This window comes from Streptomyces sp. NRRL WC-3626 (assembly GCF_000718785.1).
In the GTDB taxonomy this organism is placed as follows: Bacteria; Actinomycetota; Actinomycetes; order Streptomycetales; family Streptomycetaceae; genus Streptomyces; species Streptomyces edwardsiae.
This window is the reverse complement of record NZ_JOCA01000023.1, coordinates 98,777-114,483: the sequence shown is the minus strand read 5'-3', so window position 1 is coordinate 114,483 and position 15,707 is coordinate 98,777. Positions and strand designations below refer to the sequence as shown.

At 72.8% G+C, this 15,707-nt stretch carries 11 protein-coding genes; 6 read left to right on the top strand and 5 right to left on the bottom strand.

Features of this window, described 5'->3' with window-relative positions:
- Nucleotides 1-21 precede the first annotated feature (21 nt).
- Nucleotides 22-2,328 carry a protein translocase subunit SecD gene (secD, locus tag IF28_RS0128630; protein ID WP_051713916.1) on the top strand — a complete coding sequence of 769 codons (2,307 nt, stop codon included), beginning with the start codon at nt 22-24 and terminating at the stop codon, nt 2,326-2,328.
- A 69-nt stretch (nt 2,329-2,397) separates the two neighbouring features.
- Here secD and IF28_RS0128625 read toward each other — a convergent pair whose 3' ends face one another.
- Nucleotides 2,398-4,275, bottom strand: coding sequence for an ABC transporter ATP-binding protein (locus tag IF28_RS0128625; RefSeq protein ID WP_037894191.1), 1,878 nt, complete (start codon nt 4,273-4,275; stop codon nt 2,398-2,400).
- A gap of 162 nt (nt 4,276-4,437) precedes the next feature.
- Between IF28_RS0128625 and IF28_RS0128620 the strand changes: the two genes are divergently transcribed.
- The 3 genes from IF28_RS0128620 (at nt 4,438) to IF28_RS0128610 (ending at nt 8,980) form a co-directional block, all read left to right on the top strand.
- Complete coding sequence (locus IF28_RS0128620) at nt 4,438-5,337, top strand: lysylphosphatidylglycerol synthase transmembrane domain-containing protein (RefSeq protein ID WP_030226023.1); 900 nt, start codon at nt 4,438-4,440, stop codon at nt 5,335-5,337.
- A 179-nt stretch (nt 5,338-5,516) separates the two neighbouring features.
- The gene (locus tag IF28_RS0128615; protein WP_030226020.1) at nt 5,517-6,614 is read left to right on the top strand and encodes a mechanosensitive ion channel family protein; all 1,098 of its coding nucleotides are present in this window, start codon (nt 5,517-5,519) and stop codon (nt 6,612-6,614) included.
- A gap of 146 nt (nt 6,615-6,760) precedes the next feature.
- Nucleotides 6,761-8,980 carry an NADP-dependent isocitrate dehydrogenase gene (locus IF28_RS0128610; RefSeq protein ID WP_030226016.1) on the top strand — a complete coding sequence of 740 codons (2,220 nt, stop codon included), beginning with the start codon at nt 6,761-6,763 and terminating at the stop codon, nt 8,978-8,980.
- 72 nt (nt 8,981-9,052) lie between these two features.
- On the opposite strand, the gene IF28_RS0128605 is transcribed toward IF28_RS0128610, so the two are convergent.
- Nucleotides 9,053-9,394: a DUF5713 family protein gene (locus tag IF28_RS0128605; RefSeq protein WP_030226013.1), complete on the bottom strand. Its 342-nt coding sequence runs from the start codon at nt 9,392-9,394 to the stop codon at nt 9,053-9,055.
- An 84-nt stretch (nt 9,395-9,478) separates the two neighbouring features.
- Here IF28_RS0128605 and IF28_RS0128600 point away from each other — a divergent pair, with 84 nt between their 5' ends.
- The gene (locus tag IF28_RS0128600; protein ID WP_030226010.1) at nt 9,479-10,297 is read left to right on the top strand and encodes an N-formylglutamate amidohydrolase; all 819 of its coding nucleotides are present in this window, start codon (nt 9,479-9,481) and stop codon (nt 10,295-10,297) included.
- Nucleotides 10,298-10,411: 114 nt separating this feature from the next.
- On the opposite strand, the gene IF28_RS0128595 is transcribed toward IF28_RS0128600, so the two are convergent.
- Genes IF28_RS0128595 through IF28_RS0128585 form a run of 3 tightly spaced genes read right to left on the bottom strand, consistent with a single transcriptional unit; the run spans nt 10,412 to nt 12,929 of the window.
- The gene (locus tag IF28_RS0128595) at nt 10,412-10,867 is read right to left on the bottom strand and encodes a hypothetical protein (protein WP_030226007.1); all 456 of its coding nucleotides are present in this window, start codon (nt 10,865-10,867) and stop codon (nt 10,412-10,414) included.
- The gene (locus tag IF28_RS0128590; protein ID WP_030226003.1) at nt 10,864-11,439 is read right to left on the bottom strand and encodes an RNA polymerase sigma factor; all 576 of its coding nucleotides are present in this window, start codon (nt 11,437-11,439) and stop codon (nt 10,864-10,866) included. The genes IF28_RS0128595 and IF28_RS0128590 overlap by 4 nt, the downstream gene beginning before the upstream one ends.
- Before the next feature lie 59 nt (nt 11,440-11,498).
- A complete protein-coding gene (locus tag IF28_RS0128585) occupies nt 11,499-12,929 on the bottom strand; it encodes a S8/S53 family peptidase (protein ID WP_030226001.1) in 1,431 nt (476 codons plus the stop codon).
- A gap of 165 nt (nt 12,930-13,094) precedes the next feature.
- On the opposite strand from IF28_RS0128585, the gene IF28_RS0128580 reads away from it, so the two are divergent.
- Complete coding sequence (locus IF28_RS0128580; RefSeq protein WP_030225999.1) at nt 13,095-15,662, top strand: CHAT domain-containing protein; 2,568 nt, start codon at nt 13,095-13,097, stop codon at nt 15,660-15,662.
- Nucleotides 15,663-15,707: the final 45 nt, after the last annotated feature.

Here is a 15,707-nt window from a genome sequence, read left to right as displayed (position 1 = left end):
GCGTGCCTGCTGGAGGCATCTGTGAAACGTCCCGCCCGCGTCAGGGCGTTGTTCGCGCTCGCCGTGATCGCCGCATCCGTGTTCATCGCCGTCACCGTCCCGGTCCGTCTGGGTCTGGATCTGCGGGGCGGCACCCAGATCGTGCTGGAGACCCGTTCCACCGAGACCGTGAAGGCCGACGGGGCGGCCACCGACCGCACCCTGGAGGTGCTGCGCGGCCGGGTCGACGCGCTCGGCGTCGCCGAACCGAGCATCGTCCGCTCCGGGGACAACCGCATCATCGTCGAGCTGCCCGGCGTCCAGGATCCGCGCAAGGCCGCGGACGTCCTCGGACGTACCGCGCAGCTGTCCGTGCACTCGGTGCTCGGCGCGGCCACCGCGACCGACAAGGCGAAGGACGGCGAGCGTCTCCTGCCCGACGAGCAGACCGGTGAACAGCTCCGGCTGGCCGACGCGGCGCTGACCGGCCAGGACGTGAAGGACGCCGAGGCCCTCTTCGACCAGCAGAGCGGCGCCGGCTGGCATGTCACCGTGGACTTCGAGGACGACAAGGGCTGGGCGAAGCTGACCGGCGAGGCCGCCTGCCACCCGGCGGGCGATCCGCAGCGCCGGGTCGCGATCGTCCTCGACAACAAGATCATCTCCTCGCCCCAGGTCGACCCGTCCGTCGCCTGCGGCGCGGGCATCACCGGCGGGTCCACCCAGATCACCGGTTCGTTCACCAGCGACGAGGCCAAGGAGCTCGCCCTGCTGGTCAAGGGCGGCGCGCTGCCGGTGCCGGTCGAGACGGTGGAGCAGCGGACGGTCGGCCCGACGCTGGGCGCCGAGGCCATCGAGGCCAGCGCCTGGGCGGCCGTCGTCGGCACCGCGCTGACCGCGCTCTTCATCATCGTCGTCTACCGCCTCATGGGTGTCCTCGCCACCCTGGCCCTGCTCTGCTACGGCCTGATCTCCTACGCCGGTCTCGCGGCCCTCGGCGCGACCCTGACCCTGCCCGGCCTGGCCGGTTTCGTGCTGGCCATCGGCATGGCCGTGGACGCCAACGTGCTGGTCTTCGAACGGGCCCGGGAGGAGTACGGCGCCCGTAACCGGCCGAGCAGCCGCTCGGCCCTGACCGCCGGCTTCAAGGGCGCGTTCAGCGCCATCGCGGACTCCAACGTCACCACCCTGATCGCGGCCGCGCTGCTGTTCGTGCTCGCCTCCGGGCCGGTGAAGGGCTTCGGTGTGACGCTGGGCATCGGTGTCCTCGCGTCCATCATCAGCGCCCTGGTGATCACCCGGGTGCTGGCCGAGTTCGCCGTGGCCCGCCGCTGGGTGCACCGGCGTCCGAAGATGACCGGTCTGGCGTCCATCGGCCGGGTCCGTACCTACCTCACTCGACGCGACCCCCAGCTGATGCGGCACCCGCGCCGCTGGCTCGCGGTCTCCGCCGTGGTCCTGGTCGTCGCCGGCTCCGGCATCGCGGTGCGCGGGCTGAACTTCGGTGTGGAGTTCACCGGCGGCCGGCTGATCGAGTACTCCACCACGAACACCGTCGACCCGGACCACGCCCGTGAGGCGCTCTCCGACGCCGGTTTCCCGCAGGCCGTCGTGCAGTCCTCCGGGGACAACCGGCTGACGGTGCGCACCGAGGAGCTGACCAACGCGCAGGCCGTCGCGGTGGCCGAGGCGATCGACGAGGCCGGCGGCGGGGCGGAGAAGGTCCGCGACGAGCTGATCGGCCCGAGCCTCGGTGACGAGCTGCGCCGCAACGCGCTGATCGCGCTCGGGCTGGCCCTCGGCGCCCAGTTGCTGTACCTCGCCTTCCGGTTCCGCTGGATGTTCGGCACCGGCGCGGTCAGCGCGCTCGCCCACGACGTGGTCATCCTGACCGGGATCTTCGCGTGGCTGGGCAAGCCGATCGACGGGGTGTTCCTGGCGGCGCTGCTCACCGTGATCGGCTACTCGGTGAACGACTCCGTCGTGGTCTTCGACCGCATCCGCGAGCTGTGGCGGAAGGACAGTAAGGCGCCGTTGGCGCAGGTCACCAACCGGGCCATCCTGCAGACGGTGCCGCGTACCGTCAACACCGGTATCGGTGTGATCTTCATCCTGGCCGCGCTGGCCCTGCTGGGCGGCGACTCGCTGACCGACTTCGCGCTCGCCCTGCTGATCGGCATGCTGGTGGGCACGTACTCGTCGGTCCTGACCGCGTCGCCGCTCGCCATTCAGCTCGACGCGTACGGCAGCGGCCGCAAGGGCGGCCGTGGCCGGGGCGGCTCCGGACGGGCGAAGTCCGGCGCCGGGGACCGTCCGGACCGGACGAGGACCGCCGCGCGGACCCGGTAGCGGCAAGCAGAACCGGCGGAAGGGGAGGGACACCCGCGGATGTCCCTCCCCTTCCGCGAGTCCGCTCCCCTAGGCCGCCACCGTCTCCCCCGGCTGCCGTTCGAACTGGGTGCGGTAGAGCTCGGCGTAGCGTCCGCCGGCGGCCAGCAGTTCCTCGTGCGTGCCGCGTTCCGCGATCCGGCCCGCCTCGACCACCAGGATCAGGTCGGCGGCCCGGACGGTGGACAGCCGGTGGGCGATGACGACCGCCGTCCTGCCCTCCAGCGCCTCCGTGAGCGCCTCCTGCACGGCCGCCTCGGAGGTGTTGTCCAGGTGGGCGGTGGCCTCGTCGAGGATGACGACGCGCTGACGGGCCAGCAGCAGCCGGGCGATGGTCATGCGCTGGCGTTCACCGCCCGAGAGCCGGTAGCCCCGCTCCCCCACGACCGTGTCCAGACCGTCGGGCAGGGCGCGTACGAGGGTGTCGAGGCGGGCGCGGCGCAGGGCGTCCCACAGTTCGGACTCGGCCGCCTCCGGACGGGCCAGGAGCAGGTTGGCGCGCACGGTGTCGTGGAAGAGATGACCGTCCTGGGTAACCATCCCGAGAGTGGCGCGCAGCGAGGCGGCGGTCAGCTCGCGGACGTCGACGCCGCCCACGCGTACGGCCCCCGAGTCGACGTCGTACAGCCGCGGCAGGAGCCCGGCGATGGTCGACTTGCCCGCGCCGGAGGAGCCGACCAGGGCGACGGTCTGCCCGGGTTCGGCGCGGAAGGAGATGCCGTGCAAAACCACGTCACCGCCGCGTGTGTCGAGGGTGGCCACCTCCTCCAGGGAGGCCAGGGAGACCTTGTCGGCGGACGGGTAGCCGAAGTGGACGTCGTCGAACTCGACGGAGACCGGGCCCTCGGGCAGTTCGCGGGCGTCCGGCTTCTCCTGGATGAGGGGCTCCAGGTCGAGGACCTCGAAGACCCGCTCGAAGCTGACCAGCGCGCTCATCACCTCGACCCGTGCCCCGGCGAGGGAGGTGAGCGGGGCGTAGAGCCGGGTGAGCAGCAGGGCCAGGGCCACGACGGCGCCGGGTTCCAGGGTGCCGCCGAGGGCGAGCCGGCCGCCGACGCCGTAGACGAGGGCGAGCGCGAGGGCGGAGACGAGGGTCAGGGCGGTGATGAACACCGTCTGCGCCGTGGCCGTACGGACGCCGATGTCCCGTACGCGGCGGGCGCGGACGGCGAACTGCTCCGACTCCTCCTCGGGGCGTCCGAACAGTTTGACCAGGGTGGCGCCGGGGGCGGAGAACCGCTCGGTCATCCGGGTGCCCATGGCGGCGTTCAGGGCGGCGGCCTCGCGCTGCATCCCGGCCATCCGGCGGCCCATACGGCGGGCCGGGATCACGAACACCGGCAGCAGGGCCAGCGCGAGCAGGGTGATCTGCCAGGAGAGGGTCAGCATGACGGCCAGGGTGAGCACGAGGGTGACCAGGTTGCCGACCACGGTCGACAGGGTGTTGCTGAAGGCGCGTTGGGCGCCGATGACGTCGTTGTTGAGACGGGAGACCAGCGCTCCCGTACGAGTGCGTGTGAAGAACGCGACCGGCATCCGCTGTACATGGTCGAAGACCGCTGTCCGCAGGTCGAGGATGAGTTCCTCGCCGAGAGCGGCCGACAGCCGGCGGCCGAGTACGCCGAGGGCCGCCTCCGCGACGGCGATCAGCGCGATGAGCAGGGCCAGGCGTACGACCGTGGCCTCGGCGCCGCCGGAGACGATGGCGTCCATGACCCGCCCGGCGAGTACGGGGGTGGCGACGGCCAGCGCGGCCGTCGCCGTGCCGAGGAGCACGAACAGGGCCAGCCTGCGGCGGTGCGGGCGGGCGAAGGCGCCGATGCGGCGCAGTGTCGCCCTCGTCAGGGGTCGGTGCTCGTCCTCGGCGGTCATGACGCTGCGCAGCTGTGTCCACGCTGTGGTCTCCATGCTCATGCGGACGACGGTAGAACCTCGAGCATGATTGAGGTCAAGGACGGCCCCGCCCCGCTGCCCGGCCGTCAGCGGGCGTCCGGGCCGCCGCAACCCGCCGTTGGCTCGCGCCGGAGATCCTCGGGGGCTGTGACGGGGACGATCCGCCGGATCCTGTGTGTGCTGCCGCTGCTGCTGGTGACCGTGGTCGCGGTGCGGCACCGGTCGGTGCTGGCCGAGGGGTTCGCCCAGCTGGCGACCGCCCGCTGGCCCTGGCTGCTGGCGGCGGCCGGCGCGACCTGTCTGACCTGGGTGGCGGCCGCGTGCACCCGGCAGGGCGCGGTGCTGGAACGGCTGCCCCGGCGGCGGCTGCTGGCCACGCAGTTCGCGGCGGGCGCGGCGAACCATCTGCTGCCCACCGGGCTGGGCGCGAGCGCGGTCAATCTGCGGTTCATGACGGTGTGCGGGCTCCCGCCGGCCCGTTCCTCGGCGGCGCTGGCGCTGTATCTGCTGGCGGAGTCGGTCGGCCGGGTGGGGCTGCTGGCGGCACTGCTGGTGGCGTTCCCCGGCGCGCTGCGGTTCGGTTCGCTGCTGCCCGAGGGGGCGTTCGGTCCGCTGCTGTTCGCGGTCGGCGGGCTGCTGGCCGTCGTCGTGGTGGCGCTGACGGCCGTACGGCGGCTGCGGCGGATGGTCGTGGGGTTCCTGCGGACGGCGCTGGGCGAGGCGCGGTCGGTCCACGCGCTGCCGTCCCGGGCGCTGGCGCTGTGGGGCGGGGCGCTGGCCTTCCCCGCGCTGCAGGCGGCGGCGCTGGTGCTGGTGGGGCTGGCGTTCGGGCTCGCGGTGCCGCCCGCGCACATGGCGGTGGCGTACTTGGCGGCGACGGTCGCGGTGGCGCTGGTGCCGACTCCCGGCGGGATCGGCTCCGTCGAGGCGGCGCTCGTGGTGGCGCTGGTGGCGGTGGGCGGCGCGGCGGCGGTGGCCACGGCGGTGGTGCTGGTCTTCCGGATCATCACGGTGTGGCTGCCGCTGCTGCCGGGGGCGCTGACGCTGGGCGCGCTGGTGCGGCTGAAGGTCATCTGACCGCCGGGCCGGGCCCGTTGGTACGAGCCGCCCGGTGGGATACGGCAGGATGAGCGATCGCGCCGACCGCAGGTCAGGGACGGTCGGCGCGCCTACTTCCCGTAGAACTCGAACAGGTGACGACACGTGACACGACTTCACATACGCCCGTCGGCCCGGGTGTCCGCCGGAGGTGAGCGGTGACCCGAGCCCTCACCGGACACGATCTGGCGTACGCCGGTATCGCCCTCGTGGCCGGCCTGCTGGCGGCGTTCCTGCTGCGGATGCTGCTGCGCTGGCTGGGCCGGCACGCCGATCGCACCCGCTGGCGCGGGGACGACGTCCTCGTGGACGCGCTGCGCATGATCGCGCCCTGGGCGGCGATCGCGGCGGGTGCGGCCTCCGCGGCGGCGGCGCTGCCGCTGACCCGCGCCGTGCAGCACAGCGTCAACCAGACGCTGACGCTGATGGTCATCTTCGCCGCGACGATCTCGGCGGCGCGGGTCGTGGCGGGGCTGGTGCGTTCCGTCACGCAGTCCCGCTCCGGGGTCGCCGGGTCGGCGACCATCTTCATGAACATCACCAGGATCCTGGTCCTCGCGATCGGCTTCCTGGTGGCGCTGCAGACGCTGGGCATCTCGATCGCCCCGCTGCTCACCGCCCTCGGCGTCGGTGGTCTGGCGGTCGCGCTGGCGCTGCAGGACACGCTCGCCAACCTGTTCGCGGGCATCCACATCCTCGCCTCGAAGACCGTGCAGCCGGGTGACTACATCCGGCTCAGCAGCGGCGAGGAGGGCTATGTCGAGGACATCAACTGGCGCCAGACGACCGTCCGTGAGCTGTCCAACAACCTGGTGGTCATCCCGAACGGGCAGCTCGCCAAGACGAACATGACCAACTTCATGCGTCCCGAGCAGCAGCTGACCATCCTGGTCCAGGCCGGGGTGTCGTACGACAGTGACCTCGAGCAGGTGGAGCGGGTGACGAAGGACGTGGTCGCCGACGTGATGACGGAGATCACCGGGGCGGTGCCGGAGCACGAGCCGGCGGTGCGGTTCCACACCTTCGGGGACTCCCGGATCGGCTTCACCGTGATCCTGGGCGTCGGCGAGTTCAGCGACCAGTACCGGATCAAGCACGAGTTCATCAAGCGTCTGCACCGCCGCTACCGCGAGGAGGGCATCCGCATCCCGTCGCCGGCCCGGACGGTGGCACTCCAGCAGGGCTCGGTGGTGTTCCCGCAGCAGCGCGGCTCGGACGCCGCGGAGGACGACATGACGGCCACCCGGCCCATCTGAGCGCATCGGCCGGGTGATCTCCCGCCGCCCGGGAAGGCCCGCGGCGGGAGATCGACCGGAAGTGGGCGCGGACCCCTGTCGAGCCCGGGTCGGTCACGAGATATCTTGATGTCGAGCAATGTTGCAGACGTGGAGCGGAGCACCCGGTGACTGACTCGACCATCATCTATACGCACACTGACGAGGCCCCGGCCCTGGCGACGTATTCCTTCCTGCCGGTGGTCCGGGCGTACGCCTCTCAGGCGGGTGTCACCGTGGAGACGCGTGACATCTCGCTGGCCGGGCGCATCATCGCCCTGTTCCCGGAGTACCTGGCCGAGGACCAGCGCGTCCCGGACGCCCTCTCGGAGCTCGGTGAGCTGGCGAAGACGCCGGCGGCCAACATCATCAAGCTGCCGAACATCTCGGCGTCGATCCCCCAGCTCAAGGCCGCGATCGCCGAGCTGCAGGGCCAGGGCTACGCGCTGCCGGCCTACCCGGACGACCCGAGGACCGACGAGGAGCGCGACATCCGCGCCCGCTACGACAAGGTCAAGGGTTCGGCCGTGAACCCGGTGCTGCGCGAGGGCAACTCCGACCGCCGCGCCCCCGCCTCGGTGAAGAACTACGCCAAGACCCACCCGCACCGCATGGGCGCCTGGTCCGGCGAGTCCAGGACCAATGTGGCGACCATGGGTGAGAACGACTTCCGCTCCACCGAGAAGTCCGCCGTGATCGCCGAGGACGGCGCGCTGCGCATCGAGCTGGTCGGCGACGACGGCACCACCACCGTGCTGCGCGAGTCCGTGCCGGTGAAGAAGGACGAGGTCGTCGACGCCTCCGTGATGCGTGTCGCCGCGCTGCGCGAGTTCCTGACCGCGCAGGTCGCCCGCGCCAAGCAGGAGGGCGTGCTGTTCTCCGTGCACCTGAAGGCCACGATGATGAAGGTCTCCGACCCGATCGTCTTCGGCCACGTGGTGCGCGCCTTCTTCCCGGAGACGTTCGCGCGGTACGGCGACAAGCTCGCCGCGGCCGGCCTGACCCCGAACGACGGTCTGGGCGGTATCTACAAGGGCCTGGAGTCACTGCCCGAGGGCGCCGAGATCAAGGCGTCCTTCGACGCCGAGCTCGCCGGGGGCCCGGAGCTGGCGATGGTCGACTCCGACAAGGGCATCACCAACCTGCACGTCCCCTCGGACGTCATCGTCGACGCGTCCATGCCGGCCATGATCCGCACGTCGGGCCACATGTGGGGCCCGGACGGCCAGGAGGCCGACACCCTCGCGGTGCTCCCGGACTCCAGCTACGCCGGTGTCTACCAGGCCGTGATCGAGGACTGCCGGGCCAACGGCGCCTACGACCCGTCCACCATGGGCTCGGTGCCGAACGTCGGTCTGATGGCGCAGAAGGCCGAGGAGTACGGCAGCCACGACAAGACCTTCGAGATCGCCACCACGGGCACGGTCCGGCTGGTCGACCAGGCCGGCAACACGGTCCTCGAGCAGACCGTCTCCGCCGGTGACATCTTCCGCGCCTGCCAGACCAAGGACGCGCCGATCCGCGACTGGGTCAAGCTGGCCGTCACCCGCGCCCGCGCCACGGGCGCCCCGGCCGTCTTCTGGCTGGACGCCACCCGCGCCCACGACGCCAACCTGATCGCCAAGGTGGAGCAGTACCTCACGGAGCACGACACCGAGGGCCTGGACATCCGCGTCCTGAACCCGGTGGAGGCCACCAAGCTGTCGGTGGAGCGCATCCGCCGCGGCGAGGACACCATCTCGGTCACCGGCAACGTGCTGCGCGACTACCTCACCGACCTGTTCCCCATCCTGGAGCTGGGCACCAGCGCCAAGATGCTGTCGGTCGTCCCGCTGATGGCGGGCGGCGGCCTGTTCGAGACCGGTGCGGGCGGCTCCGCACCGAAGCACGTGCAGCAGCTGGTCAAGGAGAACTACCTGCGCTGGGACTCCCTCGGTGAGTTCTTCGCGCTGGTGCCGTCGCTGGAGCAGTACGCCTCGGTCACGGGCAACACGCGGGCCAAGGTGCTCGCCGACGCCCTCGACCGCGCCACGGCGACCTTCCTCAACGAGGACAAGTCCCCGACCCGTCGTGTCGGCGGCATCGACAACCGCGGCAGCCACTTCTACCTGTCCCTGTACTGGGCGCAGGAACTGGCCGCGCAGAGCGACGACGCCGACCTGGCGAAGGCGTTCGCCCAGCTCGCCGAGGTGCTCGCCACGAACGAGTCGACGATCGTCGACGAGCTGAACGCCGTCCAGGGCAAGCCGGCCGAGATCGGCGGCTACTACCAGCCCGACCCGGCCAGGGCCGCCGAGGTCATGCGCCCGTCCACCACGTGGAACGAGGCGCTGGCGTCCCTGAGCTGACGCTCCCCGCGTACTCCGCCCCGGCCGGCCTCGCGCCCGGCCGGGGCGGAGCCGTGTCCGGCGGCTGCCCGCTCACCAGTCGCGCGGGGCGATCAGCTCCTCGACGTCGGCGTCCGCGAAACCGTAGGCCCGCGCCACGAACCAGAACTCCCCGCCTATCTCGTCCCGGGCCACCGTCTCGATCTCGCTGCCCGCCTCCACGAAGGCGTCCTGAAGGTCGTTGAACTCCTCGGTGGCGGCGTGGGTCAGCGCGTAGAGCGCGGCGAGGCCGGCGGGGCGCTCCGCCTCGATGCGCTCGCACAGCGCGAGCAGTACGGCCCGGCCGCGGTCCACCACATGGTCGGGGTAGTAGGCGCTCCGGTACAGGGCGCTCAGGAACGGGTGGGCGGTCACCTGCTCGTTGCTGATCGGCATGGGGCCTCGCTGGTCGGCGTTGTCAGTGGGATGTGGCACCTTGATCATGCCGTGCACCACTGACAATCCCCCTGGAGCAGCCGAATGACCGCTACACCGCCGTCCTGCGAACTTCTGGCCGGTGACCCGGACTCCCCCGTGATCCTGCATGTGCCGCATTCCTCGCGGGAGATACCGGCGGACGCGCGGTCCCAGATCGTGCTGGACGACGCCGGCCTCGAGCGGGAGCTCGACCACATCACCGACTCGCACACCGCGGCGATCGCCGAGGCCGCGGCCCTGGCCGCCGGTGTCACGCCCTGGCGTTTCGTGAACGGGCTGTCGCGGCTGGTCGTCGACCCCGAGCGGTTCCCGGACGAGCGGGAAGAGATGCTGGCCGTCGGCATGGGCGCGGTCTACACGCGGACCACGCACAAGGACGTGCTGCGGCCCGACGGTTTCGACCCCGAGCCGCTGGTCGAGCGGTACTTCCGGCCGTACGCGCGGGCGATGACGCGGGCTGTCGCCGGCCGGCTCGCGGCGACCGGGCGGGCCGTGATCATCGACGTGCACTCGTATCCGAGCGCCCCGCTGCCGTACGAGCTGCACGGCGACGGGCCCCGCCCCGAAGTCTGCCTGGGGACCGACTCGTTCCACACCCCGGCCGCCCTGCTCGACGCCGCGCGCGAGGCGTTCGCGCCGTGCGGGGAGACGGGGCTGGACAGCCCGTTCGCGGGGACGTACGTGCCGCTGGAGTTCTACGGCGAGCGTGCGGAGGTGTCCGCCCTGATGGTGGAGATCCGCCGCGACACCTACATGACCGAGCCGGGAGGCCCCGCGGGCCCGGGCCTGCGCGACCTCGCCTCGGCACTCGCCACCCTGATCGACAGGCTCTCCAGCAAGAACAGCCCCTCCGGCGTCTGAGGACCGGGGGTCCGGGGGCAGGGCCCCCGGGGAACGGGAAGGGGCGGCGGGGGCGAAACCCCGGGCCGGCAGCCGGGAGGGGCAACGACCGCCCCTCGGCAATCCGCGAAGGCGTCAGGCCCGGAGCCACTCCGTGACGACCACATCCGCACCCGTGTACAGACGAAGCGCGAACGGACCGGCGGGCGGCTCCGTGGGGCCGAAGCGGCCCAGATCGTCGGCGGTGAGGGAGACCGCCTGCAACGGACCCCCGAGCACCTCCACACGGCCCGGCCGAGGCGGCAGCACCTGCCCCAGCAGCCCCTCCGCCGTCACCTCGACGTCCAGCGTCACCTCCCCGGCGGTGAACGTGAGCATGCGCGGCACGTCCGTCGCTCCCCTGACCGGAATCGCGTCGACCAGTGAGTCGAAGGTCAGCTCGGCCACCCGGGCGTCGAGGTCGTGCAGCGCGTACGCCTCGACCGCGAGCTGCAGCAGCGCCGGAGGGAGCGGGTCCAGGACCGCGGCCGCCTGCCGGAGTTCCTCCTCCAGCAGATCGGTGTCGAAGTCGTCGTTCAGGCCGTCGCTCACGTCGCCCCCCGTTCCTCGAGCCGGGCCCGCAGCCGGCGCAGACAGCGCTGGCGCAGCGGTCCGATGCTGCCCACCGCGATGTCGAGCGCGGCGGACACCTCCTGATAGCTGGGCGGCGGCGACGCGATCAGTACGCGCAGCAACTGCCGGCACCGCTCGCCCAGTTCCTCGAACTCCTGCCACAGCCGCCGCACGCGTTCGCTCTGCGCGGCCGCCTCCTCCGCCTCCAGCAGCGACTGCTCCGGCGCACCGTCCTCGCTGACCCGGTCCAGCAGCTGCGGATCGTCCGTCAGCATCAGCCGGCGGGCGTCCCTGTGCACCTTCAGACATTCGTGCCGCGCGGTACTGGCCAGCCAGGAACCGGCCTTGTCGGGCTCCCGGAGCCGCCCGAGATGCTGGGCGAAACGGAACCACACGGTCTGGTAGACCTCGTGCGCGTCGGCGTCGGAGAGCCGGTGCGAGCGCACCACGGACCACACCAGTGGGCCGAGCCCTTCCACGATCGACTTCCAGGCCGCCGCGTCACCGTCGACAGCGGACCGGACCAACGCGCCGACTTCCCTACGCTCCACGGTCACACCCCTCGTGTACGGCCAGTCATCGTACGCCGTGGAGGGGAACGCTCCGGTCGTCATGTCCGTGCGGTGGGTGGTGAGACGGACACGGGGCGCCAGGTGGGCGGAAGGAGCGCGGGGACGTGCGCCCCGCGCACTTCGGCGTACTCGGTGTTCGCGTCGAGGAGTTGGCGCCGGGCCTTGCGCGGGTCGGTCTCCGCCTGGGCGGTCATGTGGGCGGCGACCATACCGACGGCGACGGGGGTGGCGAACGAGGTCCCGCTCCACTGGGCGAGCCCTTCGAACATCACCTGGTCCGGCTTGCCGGTCGTGCCGTCCTCGCTCAGCACGCCGCTGTGGCGCGGGTGGTGGCAGGTGCAGGCATAGGTGAAGCCGTAGCGGCAGGCGTCGTACGTGGAGTGCTGGTACACGTACGGGACGGGCGTCTCGAAGCCGGTGAGGGCGCCGGTGAGCCGCTCGCCGGGCGCGTACGCCTTCACCCAGCCGCCGTGGTTGCTGAAGCAGGCGCCGAACTCGCCGTCCCCGCGCAGCGCGCCGACGGACAGGACGGCGTTCTCGTAGCCGGGCAGCGCGGCGTAGGCGGCGGGCCAGAAGGGGGTGGCGCTGCCGTTGTTGCCCGCGGCGGCGACCAGCAGCGTGGGGTGGTCGAGCAGTTCGCGCATGAAGGCGTCGACGCCGAGGAGTCCGTCGGTGCGGCCGTTGGACGTGCCGGCGGAGAGGCTGATGACGTCGGGCCAGCCGTCGCGGTCCACGGCCTCGAAGAGTTTCTCGCCGAACTCGGACTCCAGGACGGCCCCGGCGTCGTTGAGCGTGCCGCGGACGGTGATGTCGGTGTTGGGGGCGACGGCGGCGACGAGTCCGGCGATGAACGTGCCGTGCCCGCAGTACTCCCGCAGGACCCCGTCGCCGTCGCACTCCTCCACCTGGGCGTCGCCGCGGGTGTGGGCGAGCAGCGGGTAGGAGCCGTGGTCGTGCATGAGGCCGGTGTCGATCACGAGCACGCCGACGGCGGTCTCGGGGTCGTGGGCGCCGTCCGCGGCGGCCGGGTTGGGCTGTGCGCCGCGCCCCACGGGCACGGGCTCGTCGCCGGGGCAGGCGTTGACGGCGATGGACACCACATGGTTGCGGCTGACGAGGCGGCGGCCGGTGCGGCCCTCCGCCGCAGAGAGGGCGCGCAGGGCTCCCGCGACCGCCGGGTCGCCGCTGCCGTCGCCCTGGCCGGGGTCGGCGACCCGGATGCGGGTGATGCCGGAGCGGTTGGTCTGCGGGCTCGTCCGGCGCACCTGGTCGGGGGTGAGGCCGGCGAAGGTGGTGAAGTGCTGTCGCACGGTGTCCTCGACGACGCGGGCCTCCTCGCCGTCGCGGGCGAGGACGACACCCTTCTCGTAGAGGAACTCGCCCGCGTCGTCCGGCCCCATCGCCAGCGGGACGTCGGGCATGGAGCGCTGGATCTGGGTGAACTGCTCGCGGAATCGCTGTGGTGCCATGGAATTCCTCCACTGGTGCGACGGCGGCCGGTGCCGCGGAGCTGTCGTGTAAGGAGAGCCGGGAAACGGGGGTTTGATACAGCGTCACACCTGTGAGGCGTGATGACCGAGAACTACCATCGTGGGGTGACAGCGGGAAGCGACACGGTGCTGGAACTGCTGCCGATGGTGTTCGCGGACCCCGGTGAGGCGCGGGCGAGGGCGGAACAGGTGCTGGGCGACCGTCCTCCGGCCCTGCACGCCTCCGTGGCCCATCAGGTGATCGGCATCTGGCAGCGCGACTTCGGCGATCTGCGGCTGGCCCTGACCCATCTGCGGCGGGCCCGTACCTGGGCGGCCCGCGCGGACTCGGCGGAGCGGGAGGCGGACGTCCTCGCCACGCTCGGGGTCGCGCTGGTGCACGCGGGGCGCACCCGGCAGGGCATGGACGCGCTGGGGCGCGGTGTGGAGCGCGGCAGCGGGCACACCCGCGCGCGGGTGCTGTTCCGCCGGGCGTACTCGTGGTGGGTGCTGGGACATCACAAGGAGGCGCTGGAGGACGTACGGCGGGCCATTCCCGTACTGCGGCAGGCCGAGGACGTGATCTGGACCGCGCGGGCGCTGACACTGCGGGCGACGGTGCATCTGGCGCTGGGTTCGGTGGAGCGGGCGGTCGCCGACTTCACGGCGGCGGAGGCGTTGTGGGAGACGACGGGCCAGGAGCACGACAAGGCGGACGCGGTGGAGAGCCGGGGGCTGGCCGCGTTCCGCGCGGGTGACATGCCGGCGGCGCTGCGGCTGCTCGACGAGGCGGAGGAGCGGTACGCCAAGCTGGGCACGCCGACGTTCATGCTGAACATCCGGCGCTGCGAGGTGCTGATGGCGGCCGGGCTGGCCGCGGAGGCGCTGGCCGAGGCGGACTCGGCGGTCCGGGCGCTGGACGAGATCGGCGGGCAGTCCACGCGCAAGGCGGAGCTGCTGCTGGCCGCGGCGCGGGCGGCCCGCCTCGCGGGGGAGCCGCAGACGGCGATCGCGCGTGCGGCGCTCGCGGTGCGGCTGTTCGCCGGGCAGCGGCGCACCTGGTGGGAGACGCACGCGCGGCTGGTGCTGATCGGGGCCCGGCACGCGGCCGGGCACGCCTCGGGACGGCTGGTCGCGGACGCGGCGGCGGTGGCCGGGCGGCTGGCCGCACTCGGGGCGCCGGCCGCCCCCGAGGCGTCCCTGCTGGCCGGGCGGATCGCCCTGGACCTGGGTCGGACGGCGGAGGCGGAGCGGCATCTCGCGCTCGCCGCGCGGAGCAGACACGGCGGGCCGCCGCTCGCGCGGCTGACGGGCTGGGCGGCGCAGGCGCTGCGCGCGCGGGCCGCCGGTTCCCCGCGCGGGGTGCTGGAGGCGTGCCGGCGCGGACTGGACGTGCTCGACGACCACCGGATGACGCTGGGCGCCTCCGAGTTGCGGGCCCGCGCCACCGCGCAGGGCGCGGAGCTGGCCGCGCTCGCCCAGCGGGCGAGCCTGGTCTCGGGCGGGCCGCGGCGGCTGCTGGTGTGGAGCGAACGCTGGCGGGCCACCGCGCTGTCCGCACCGCCCACCCGGCCGCCCGCCGACCGCGCCCTGCTCAGCGGTATGACCGCCTACCGGGAGATCGCCGCCCGCGCGGAGGAGGCCCGCATGGAGGGCAGGCCCGTACCGGCGCTGGAGCGGGACCAGCGGCGGCTGGAGCGGGAGATCCGGTCCCGGACGCTGCACATGCGCGGCGAGGCGCCGGACGGCGGGGACGGGTTCGACGTCGGACGGCTGCTCGCGCGGCTGGGGGACGACACGTCCCTGGTCGAACTGGCCGTGCTCGACGGGCGGGTGCAGGTGCTGCTGTGCGGGCGGGGGCGGGTGCGGCGGTTCGAGGCGGGGCTGCTGGCGGCGGCGGAGACCGAGGCCGAGCACATACAGGCGGGGCTGCGGCGGCTGGCCCATCCGGGGGCGCAGGCGCGGCTGCCGGTGGTGGAGGCGGCGGGCCGGCGGCTGGAGGAGCTGCTGCTCGGCCCTGCCGCGGCGCAGCTCGGCGAGGGCCCGGTGGTGATCGTGCCGCCGGGGCGGCTGCACCGGGTGCCGTGGGCGCTGCTGCCGTCGCTGCGGGAGCGGGTGGTGAGCGTGTCGCCGTCGGCGAGCAGCTGGCTGCGTGCCAAGGAGACGGCGCCGCCGCCCGGGGGGCGTCAGGTGCTGGTGCGCGGTCCGGGGCTGGCGACGGGCGGTGCGGAGGTGCCGGAGCTGGCCGCCCGCTACGGCGGTGCGACGGTCCTGGAGGACGACCACGCGACGGTGCCGCGGGTGCTGCGCGAGCTGGACGGGGCGGGTCTCGCGCACATCGCCGCGCACGGCGCGTTCCGCGCGGACGGTCCGATGTTCTCGTCGCTGCGGATGGCCGACGGGCCGCTGATCGTGCACGACTTCGAACGGCTGGACCGCAGTCCGTACCGCATCATCCTGTCCTGCTGCGACACTGCACGGTTCGCGTCGGTGGGGGCGGATGAACTGCTGGGCCTGGTGACGGCGTTGCTGCCGTTGGGGACGGCGGGGGTGGTGGCGTGCAGTTCGCCCGTCAACGATGCGGCGGTCGTCCCCCTGATGGGGGCTCTTCACAGAGGGCTGGGGGCCGGGTTGTCGCTGGCGGAGGCGTTGCGGGACGCGCGGGGAACGCTGCCGTCGGATGCGGTGCATCGGGCCACGGGGTGGGCGTTCAGCGCGTTCGGCGCGGCCTGAACTTCGCCGTGGGCGGCCGCGGGTGGGTGGGGGCCGCTCTCGGAC